Annotated in this window: 11 protein-coding genes; 8 read left to right on the top strand and 3 right to left on the bottom strand. The window is 67.6% G+C overall.

The genetic code is table 11. From position 1 onward, the window contains the following. Positions 1-478: 478 nt before the first annotated feature. The 8 genes from rpmH (at position 479) to CMN_RS14500 (ending at position 5988) form a co-directional block, all read left to right on the top strand. Positions 479-616, top strand: coding sequence for a 50S ribosomal protein L34 (gene rpmH, locus CMN_RS14535; protein ID WP_012039665.1), 138 nt, complete (start codon positions 479-481; stop codon positions 614-616). A gap of 3 nt (positions 617-619) precedes the next feature. Further along, positions 620-961, top strand: a complete 342-nt coding sequence (rnpA, locus tag CMN_RS14530) for a ribonuclease P protein component (protein ID WP_015491532.1) — start codon at positions 620-622, stop codon at positions 959-961. Next, positions 958-1269, top strand: coding sequence for a membrane protein insertion efficiency factor YidD (gene yidD, locus CMN_RS14525; protein WP_015491531.1), 312 nt, complete (start codon positions 958-960; stop codon positions 1267-1269). Before rnpA ends, yidD begins: the two co-directional genes overlap by 4 nt. A gap of 10 nt (positions 1270-1279) precedes the next feature. After that, the gene (gene yidC, locus CMN_RS14520; RefSeq protein WP_015491530.1) at positions 1280-2242 is read left to right on the top strand and encodes a membrane protein insertase YidC; all 963 of its coding nucleotides are present in this window, start codon (positions 1280-1282) and stop codon (positions 2240-2242) included. Then, the gene (locus tag CMN_RS14515; RefSeq protein ID WP_015491529.1) at positions 2239-2763 is read left to right on the top strand and encodes a Jag family protein; all 525 of its coding nucleotides are present in this window, start codon (positions 2239-2241) and stop codon (positions 2761-2763) included. Before yidC ends, CMN_RS14515 begins: the two co-directional genes overlap by 4 nt. A gap of 557 nt (positions 2764-3320) precedes the next feature. Then, positions 3321-3956 (top strand): 16S rRNA (guanine(527)-N(7))-methyltransferase RsmG, encoded by a 636-nt coding sequence (rsmG, locus tag CMN_RS14510; protein WP_015491528.1) that lies wholly within the window; start codon positions 3321-3323, stop codon positions 3954-3956. A 149-nt stretch (positions 3957-4105) separates the two neighbouring features. Then, complete coding sequence (locus CMN_RS14505) at positions 4106-4987, top strand: ParA family protein (protein WP_015491527.1); 882 nt, start codon at positions 4106-4108, stop codon at positions 4985-4987. Then, positions 4987-5988 carry a ParB/RepB/Spo0J family partition protein gene (locus CMN_RS14500; protein WP_015491526.1) on the top strand — a complete coding sequence of 334 codons (1002 nt, stop codon included), beginning with the start codon at positions 4987-4989 and terminating at the stop codon, positions 5986-5988. The genes CMN_RS14505 and CMN_RS14500 overlap by 1 nt, the downstream gene beginning before the upstream one ends. A 67-nt stretch (positions 5989-6055) precedes the next feature. Here the strand turns inward: CMN_RS14500 and CMN_RS14495 are convergent, their stop codons facing one another. From CMN_RS14495 to trxA, 3 genes are all read right to left on the bottom strand, one after another. Continuing rightward, complete coding sequence (locus CMN_RS14495) at positions 6056-7021, bottom strand: D-alanine--D-alanine ligase family protein (protein WP_015491525.1); 966 nt, start codon at positions 7019-7021, stop codon at positions 6056-6058. A gap of 43 nt (positions 7022-7064) precedes the next feature. Continuing rightward, the gene (locus CMN_RS14490) at positions 7065-8387 is read right to left on the bottom strand and encodes an aminotransferase-like domain-containing protein (RefSeq protein ID WP_015491524.1); all 1323 of its coding nucleotides are present in this window, start codon (positions 8385-8387) and stop codon (positions 7065-7067) included. Positions 8388-8532: 145 nt separating this feature from the next. Further along, the gene (gene trxA / locus CMN_RS14485; protein WP_012039655.1) at positions 8533-8856 is read right to left on the bottom strand and encodes a thioredoxin; all 324 of its coding nucleotides are present in this window, start codon (positions 8854-8856) and stop codon (positions 8533-8535) included. Between the last annotated feature and the right edge of the window lie 71 nt (positions 8857-8927).

Genomic DNA, 8927 nt, shown 5'->3' with positions numbered 1-8927 from the left:
GTTTCCCCATCTGCCGTCACCAGGCTCGGTCCCACGGCTGGTGCCGGGGCCGCCACGCGGTGCGCGGACTGCTGTCGACGCTGGAAGGGCGTCGCGATCGTGCGTGCGGCGTCCGTCCCCGGAGGCTCCGAGGGTGCGGACCATCCGGGTACCGCGACCGCGGACAGCATAGTTACTCACAGGGTTATCCACCCTGTGTGCGAACGGGCCGTCAGCACGGCGCGGGCGATCCCCGACGCGTCGCGGCCACGCCACACGGTAGCCACTGTCGGAGATCAGGACAAATCGACCCTATCGACGGCGGCATGTCGATACCGGCCGATGGCCGATCTGTGTGGATAATCACGATCCCGCTCACGGGTTTGACCGCAGGCCGCCCGGCCCGTAGATTTAGGCAGTTGACCCAGCCCCTCGAGGCTGCCCCATCTTCCCAGCCGCACTCGTCGGCCCTGTGGACCAACCTGAGTGGAGACTCACCGTGAGCAAGCGCACCTTCCAGCCGAACAACCGCAAGAAGGCCAAGAAGCACGGCTTCCGCCTTCGCATGCGCACCCGCGCGGGTCGTGCGATCCTCGCCGCCCGCCGTGGCAAGGGACGCACCGAGCTCTCCGCGTAGCACGTGCTCGCTCGGCGGAACCGCGTGACGAGCGGTGCGGACTACCGCACCATAGTCAGACGGGGCCGCCGGACGACGACCGGCACGGCGGTCGTGTCGGCACTCGCCGGACCGGCCGATGCCCCGACCCGATTCGGGTTCATCGTGTCGAAGAAGGTCGGCAACGCCGTCACCCGGAACCTGGTCCGCAGGCGACTCAAGGCCCTGTCGGCGGAGCTCCTGCACACCCTGCCTCCGGGCATATCCATCGTGATCCGCGTACTGCCAGGCATGGAGCGGACACCGTGGGATACCCTGCAGGAGGAGATGGCGTCAGCCGTGACGCGGGCCGTGAGGACGATATGAAGAGGGCACTGACCTCCGTCGTCCTGGCGCCTCGGAACGCCGCCATCGCCGTGATCGGCCTCTACCGCCGGGTGGTCTCCCCTCTGTACGGGGATGTCTGCAGGTACTACCCGTCCTGCTCCGCGTACGGCCTCGAGGCGGTCCAGGAGCACGGGCTCGTCCACGGCGGCCTCCTCGCCGCATGGCGCGTGTGCCGGTGCCACCCCTGGGCGGAGGGCGGCATCGACGACGTCCCCGCTCGCCGGGTCCAGCAGTACCGACGCACGAGGCTCGGATTCGTCGTCGCACCCAGCCACGGAAAGGGCTAACGACCACCTCATGGACTTCCTCGGAACGATCCTGTGGCCGATCAAGTGGGTCATCGAACTCATCCTGGTCGGCTTCCACACGCTCTGGACGACGCTCGGGCTGGATCCCGACAACGGCGCCACCTGGGTGCTGTCGATCGTGGGCCTGGTGCTCGTGGTCCGCGCCGCGCTCATCCCGATCTTCGTGCGGCAGATCAAGAACCAGCGCCGCATGATGGAGGTCGCGCCGCAGCTGAAGAAGATCCAGGACAAGTACAAGGGCAAGCGCGACCAGTTCTCCCGCGAGGCGATGTCCCGCGAGACGATGGCCCTGTACAAGGACACGGGGACCAACCCGCTCAGCAGCTGCCTCCCTCTGCTCCTGCAGATGCCGATCTTCTTCTCGCTCTACTCGGTGCTCCACCGTGCTGCCGTCGAGGAGCTCCCGGGCATCGGCCTGTTGAACGCCCAGCTCTCCCGGTCCTTCGGCGAGTCCTCGTTCCTCGGTGCTCCTCTGCAGTCCGCCATCTCCACGGCCAACGGCAACGTGACCGTCATCGTCATCGCGACCACCATGGTCATCCTCATGAGCGCGTCGCAGTTCATCACGCAGCTGCAGATCATGGCCAAGAACATGTCCGAGGAGACGAAGGCCAGCCCGATGTTCAAGCAGCAGCGCATCCTGCTGTACATCCTCCCGCTGGTGTTCGCGGTGTCCGGCATCGCCTTCCCGCTCGGCGTGATGTTCTACTGGCTGGTCTCGAACTTCTGGACGATGGGTCAGCAGTTCCTCGTCATCCGCAACATGCCGACTCCGGGTAGCGAGGCGGCGCGTGCGCGCGAAGCCCGCCTGGCCCGGAAGGGCAAGCTGGTGGCTCCGGAGGCGTCGGCCGAGTCGTCGACCATCGTCGTGGAGGAGCGCAAGCCGGCCCAGCGTCAGCAGCCGGTGAGCAAGAACCGCGCCAAGAAGCAGGCGGGATCCAAGAGCCGATGACCGACGTGACGAGTGACATCGATCAGGACGGCGTCTCCCTTCCCGCGGACGAGGTCGAGGCCACGTCCGTCGGCGTCGACGAAGGGGACATCGCGGCGGACTACATCGAGGAACTCCTCGACATCTGCGACCTCGACGGCGACATCGACATCGATCAGCGTGGCGGCCGCGCATACGTTTCGGTCGATGCTGCGGACTCCGAGGACCTGCGCTTGCTGTCGAAGCCCGAGACTGTCACCGCGCTTCAGGAGCTCACCCGCCTGGCGGTCCAGAACAAGACGGGTGTCTTCAGCCGTCTGATTCTGGACGTCGGCGGATCACGCGACGCACGGCAGGTGGAGCTCGCCCAGCTGGTCGATCGGGCCATCGAGCGCATCTCCGCTGGATCCGCCACGGCCTCGCTTCCTCCCATGTCGTCATATGAGCGGAAGCTCGTGCACGACATCGTGGCCGAGCGAGGTTACACGTCCGAGTCCGAAGGCGAGGGACGTGACCGGCATACGGTGATCACGAAGGCGTGAGAGCAGGCGCGTGAGAGGCCCGGTCCTTCGACCGGGCCTTTCGTGCACCCGGCGACGGTCGTGGTGGATCTCGGATTGAGTACGGTCGTGTTACCAAGCGGCAGCCACAGCGGCAACAGATGTAGATCGAGCGTCGTCCCACTACCTGAGATCGCGCCGCCGCGCTAGGGCATCGGAAGGCGGTGTGTCTTGGCTGGTTGACTGCTCGACCGTTCGGCTCGTCTGCCGCCTGAGTCCGCCTTCGTCCTGACGGAGAGTGGGAGCAGATGTTTCACGTGAAACGCGTTCATTCGGGCGTGCCGTGTGCGGACGCGCATGCGCGACCCGAATGATGATCGCAGCCCGCTACGGTGCGTCTGATCCCGTAACGTCGTTTCACGTGAAACGTGCCAAGGCTCGGGCACAACCAGGGGCCACAGGTCGAGGGATGTCGAGCGACTCGGTGATCGACGCTAAACTCGCACGGGCGGTAGATCGTGACCATTATTAGGTCAATTGAGTCACGTGATGGCGCCTGACGGGCTCGGTTGGGCCACCGATCACAGGATGGACATGCGATGCCCGAACACACGACCGTCGAACCGGAACCGCAGGTCGCCGAGTCGCTGTTCGGTGACCGCATGCCCGTCGCACGGGAATTCGCTTCTCAGCTCGGGAGCAGGGGAGAGGAGCTGGGGCTCATCGGTCCGCTCGAGCCTCCACGGCTGTGGACTCGTCACATCATCAATTCGGTGCTGGTCGCCCCGCTCCTGGCACCGGGCTTGGTCGGCGACATCGGCACGGGCGCTGGACTCCCGGGGCTGGTTATCGCCATAGCCCGTCCCGACGTGGACTTCGTGCTGATCGAACCGATGGAGCGTCGAGTGGCGTGGCTCGAGGAGCAGGTAGCCCATCTCGAGTTGCAGAACGTGCAGGTTCGTCGGGCCCGCGCCGAGGACGTGGCGACCGAGTACAGCTTGGATCAGGTGACGGCTCGAGCGGTCAGTGCCTTCTCCAAGTTGATTCCACTGACGGTGCCCCTCGTGAAGACGGGAGGCGAGTTGGTGCTGATGAAGGGGGCGAATGCGGAGCGCGAGGTCGAAGCCGCAAGCAAGGCCATTCGCAAATACCACCTCGAGGACATCGACGTCATCACACTCGGTTCCGGCCAGGTAGACGAGGTGACGCGTGTGATCCGGGCACGGGTCGCGTGATGTCTCAATGCGTTCCTTCCAAGGAAAATTGCTGATGGTGAGTGCTTTAGCTGCGGGGAGCGATCCAATCGGAGACAGGATGTTCCACGTGAAACATGGCCTGCAGTCTCGGACCGCGCCCACAGGATGTCGTGGATGGAGTGATACGAATGGATGACGACTTCAGTCCCATCGCTCGAGAGCTCTCGGAGACCAGTCGCCGGCGGAAGGCGCTGGCCGGCTTGATCCTCCCGCGCCCTCATCGAACCCGCGTCTTCACGATCGCGAACCAGAAGGGCGGTGTCGGAAAGACCACGACGACCGTCAATCTCGCTGCAGCACTCGCGAAGTCAGGTTCGCGCACTCTCGTCGTGGACCTGGATCCGCAGGGCAACGCCTCGACGGCATTGGGTGCAGACCGGTCCAGCGAGCTGACGAGCGTCTACGACGTGCTCGTCAACGAGGTCCCCGTCGAGGACGCTGTGCAGCGAAGTCCCGAGTTCGACACGCTCTTCTGCGTTCCCGCCACCATCCACCTCGCAGGTGCGGAGATCGAGCTCGTCAGCCTCCCGAAGCGAGAACGCCGTCTACGGAAGGCGCTGGATGCATTCCTCGCGTCGGAATACGGCCGTGAATTCGACTACGTGCTGATCGACTGCCCGCCATCGCTGGGGCTGCTCACGATCAATGCGTTCAGCGCGGCCAGAGAGGTGCTGATCCCGATTCAGTGCGAGTACTACGCCCTCGAAGGTCTCAGTCAGCTGCTCTCCAACATCGAGCTGATCTCGCAGCACCTGAACCCGGATCTACAGATGTCCACCATCCTGCTGACCATGTACGACGGACGAACGAACCTGGCCCAGCAGGTCGCGGCGGAGGTACGCGAGCACTTCCCCCAGCAGACGCTCACGACGCTCATCCCGCGGTCCGTCCGCATCAGCGAGGCGCCCAGCTACGGGCAGAGCGTCATCAGCTTCGACCCCAACTCACCCGGCGCGCTCTCCTACCTGGAGGCAGCAGCCGAGATCGCACACCGAGGAGCCCCGAAGTAATGGCAACCAAGAGAACCGGCCTGGGTCGCGGCATCGGCGCGCTCATCCCCACGTCTGACGAGCGCAGCCGCCCCGTGGACGTCTTCTTCCCCGACAGCGTCGGTGCAGGCGCGCCCAGCGGCGTGCACGGGGATCCGCCGGAGACCCGGAAGGGCGCGGGCGAGCCGGAGCTCGTCGCTGTCCCCGGAGCGCGCCTCGCCAACCTCGACCCCGCGGACATCACCCCCAACGCGCAGCAGCCGCGAACGGACTTCCGGCCGGACGAACTACAGGAGCTCGTCGTGTCGATCCGGGAGTACGGGGTCCTGCAGCCGATCGTCGTGCGTCCGCTGGGCGCCGACGTCGATGGTCGTGCGCGATACGAGCTCGTCATGGGGGAGCGCCGCCTGCGCGCCACCAAGGAGCTCGGGCTGGACACCATCCCCGCTGTCATCAAGGACACCGCGGATGAGTCCATGCTCCGGGACGCGCTGCTCGAGAACCTGCACCGCTCCGAGCTGAACCCGCTCGAGGAGGCGAGCGCCTACCAGCAGCTGCTCGCCGACTTCGCGATCACGCAGGACGAGCTCGCGCAGCGGCTGGGGCGGTCGCGGCCGCAGATCACCAACACGATCCGCCTGCTGCGCCTGCCTGAGGACGTGCAGCATCGTGTCGCCGCCGGAGTCCTGTCGGCAGGTCATGCGCGCGCCATCCTGTCATCCGGCGACGAGGAGGCCATGCGGCACCTCGCGGACAAGATTGTCAACGAGGACCTGTCCGTGAGAGCGGCGGAGGCTGCCGCGCAGCGAGGGCAGAGGACCACAACGCCGCGCAAGAGCGCGACGTCGGCCCGCAACGCCCACCTGGACGAGACGGCCCAGCGCATCGGCGACCACCTCAACACGCGGGTTCGGGTGACGATGTCGGCGCAGAAGGGTCAGATCGTCATCGACTTCGCGACGATGGGGGATCTGACGCGCATCGCCCAGGAGATGGGTGTGCCGGACGCCGACGCGAGTTGACGCCGTCGGGCTGCGACCGCGCGGTTCGCGTCCCCAGTCGATCAGGTGGTGATCCGGCGCTGATCCGTCAGCGGTCGACGGACGGTTCCCGAGCAGCCTCGGCCAGCCGGCGGTAGAGGTCGCCCACCTCGACGCCCGCGGCCGCGAGGCCCTGCGGGAGCAACGACGTCTCGGTCAGGCCGGGGATCACGTTCACCTCGATGAACCAGGGATCGCCAGCCGCGTCGATGATGATGTCCACCCGCGACATCTGCCCGATCCCGAGCGCACGGTGGATGTCGACGGCCGTCGCGGACGCGGCGGAGGACGCGTCGGGGGAGATGCGCGCGGGGGTGAAGAAGCGCGTCAGGCCCGCGTTGTACCGAGCCTCGTAGCCGTACACGCCCGACGTGGGCACGATCTCCGTCGCCGGCAGGGCCTCGGGCCCGTCACCCGTGTCGAGGACGCCGATCGCGACCTCGGTGCCCACCACGAGCTGCTCGATCAGGGCGACGTCGCCGTAGGTGTAGGCGTCCACCATGGCCCGCGGCAGCGCGTCGGCGTCGCTCACGATGGTGACGCCCTGCGCCGAGCCGCCACGCGCCGGCTTGACGGCGTAGGGGGCGGGCACGGACTCGGCGACGAGGCGCAGGACGGCGGCCGCACCGAGCTCGCGGAACGTGTCCTTGGGGAGGGTCACGGATCGCGGTGTGCGGATGTCGGCGGACTCCGCGATCGCCTTCGCGGTCGGCTTGTCCCACGCGAGCCGGGCGGACCGTGCGGAGGAGCCGACGTAGGGGACGCCGGCGAGCTCGAGGAGTCCGAGGAGCGCGCCGTCCTCGCCGCTCGCCCCGTGGAGGACCGGCCAGACGACGGCCGGAGGGGTGTCGCGGAGGAAGTCGAGGAGGGTGGCGTCGGGATCGCGGAGGGAGACCTGTACGCCCGCGGCACGCAGGGCGTCCGCGACGCGGCGACCGCTGCGGAGGGACACATCCCGCTCGTGGGAGATGCCGCCTGCCAGGACGAGGACGGAGAGGGGCTCGTGTGCGGTCATGATGCTCTGTCCGGTTTCGGTCGGTGTTCGTGGACGCGGAGGGTCAGTCGAGGTCCGGCGGCGGGGTGACGACGGATGTCGTGGGACGCGACGCGAGCGTGCCCGTGCCGGAGAAGGTCGTGAGCAGGTCCATCTCGTCGTCGATCACGCCCGCCATCCGCCGGACGCCCTCGCGGATGCGCTCCGGCGTCGGGTAACAGAACGACAGGCGGATGGCGTCGCGACCGCGGCCGTCGGCGTAGAAGGCCGTGCCGGGCGTGTAGGCGACGAGCGCGGTGACGGCGCGGGGGAGCATCTGCTTGGAATCGAGCTGCTCCGGGAGCTTGAGCCAGACGTAGAAGCCGCCGTTGGGGACGGTCCAGGACAGGCTGGGCAGGTGCTCTTGGAGCGCGGAGAGCGTGGCGTCGCGCCGCTCGCGGTACACGCCGCGGAAGGTGTCGATCTGACCCTTCCAATCGGATGCGTGCAGGTACTCCGAGATGATGAGCTGGCTGAAGGAGCTGGGGGAGAGAACGGCGGACTCCTGCGCGAGGATCAGCTTCTCGCGGATGGCGTGGGGCGCCAGGGCCCAGCCGACACGGAAGCCGGGGGCGAGCGTCTTGGAGAAGGAGCCGAGGTAGATGACGCCCTCGTCGTCGAGGCTGCGCAGGGCGTCCGGTGCCGGGCGGTCGAACCAAAGGAGGCCGTAGGGGTTGTCCTCGAGCACGAGGATGTCGTTCGAGCGGCAGATCTCGAGGATCTCCGGGCGGCGCGCGGCGGACATGGTGACCCCGGCCGGGTTGTGGAAGTTGGGGACCGTGTAGAGGAACTTGATGGTGCGTCCCTCGCCGCGGATCCGCGCGATGGCCTCGCGCAACGCCTCGGGGACGAGGCCGTCGTCGTCCATCACGACGTGCTCGACGACCGCCTGGTAGCTGCGGAACACGCCGATGGCCCCGACGTAGCTGGGCGCCTCGGCGAGGATCACGTCACCCGGGTCGATGAAGAGCTTCGTGACGAGGTCGAGCGCCTGCTGCGAGCCCGTGGTGGTGACGATGTCGTCGACGCTGCCGCGGATCCCCTCGAGGGCCATGATCTCGAGGATGTCCTCGCGCAGCTCCGGGGTGCCCTGGCCGCCGCCGTACTGGAGCGCCACGGGGCCGCGCTCGCGCATGACCTTCTCCATGGCCGTGACGATGAGCTCCTGCGGGAGGGCGGAGACGAACGGCATGCCGCCGGCGAGCGAGACGACCTCGGGTCGGCTGGCCACGGCGAAGAGGGCGCGGACCTCGGAGGCGCTGAGGCCGGAGGTCCTCTCCGCGTAGTGGGGGAACCAGGGGTCGAGGTTGGTGCCCGCGGATTCGCGGGGGCTGCCTGCAGGTGTCACGTCACGTCTCTCACTGTCCGATTGCCGTCCAGCCTAACGGGCGGCGGCCCGGGATCCCGGTGCTCGGCCGGACGACGGAGGGCCCGGCACCTCGCGGTGCCGGGCCCTCCGGTCGTGCTCGTCGCCGGTGCGGCGGGAGCGGGTGCTACTTGAGGAAGTCGGCGAACTCCTGCTCGAGGGCCGGCTTCGGCTTGGCGCCGATGACGGTCTTGACGACCTCGCCCTTCTGGAAGACCTTCATGGCCGGGATCGACGTGATCTTGTACTTCATGGCGATCTCGGGGTTGTCGTCCACGTCGATCTTGACGAGCTCGATGCCGGGGTTCTCGGCGGCGATCTGGTCGAGGACGGGGGAGACGGCCTTGCACGGGCCGCACCAGGGCGCCCAGAAGTCGACGATGACGGTCTTCTCGGCGTCGAGGACGTCGGCCTGGAAGCTGGCGTCGGTGACGTCGCGGGAGTGGGACATGAGTGCTCCTTCGTGTGGTTCTGCGGGTCCGGGTGGTTCCCGGATCCTCCGGTGAGGGTGGGCGCTGCGTC

Origin of the sequence: Clavibacter nebraskensis NCPPB 2581 (assembly GCF_000355695.1) — a bacterium.
Lineage (GTDB): Bacteria > Actinomycetota > Actinomycetes > Actinomycetales > Microbacteriaceae > Clavibacter > Clavibacter nebraskensis.
Note: the sequence above shows the minus strand (reverse complement) of the source record. Positions and strands in the feature narration are given on the sequence as shown.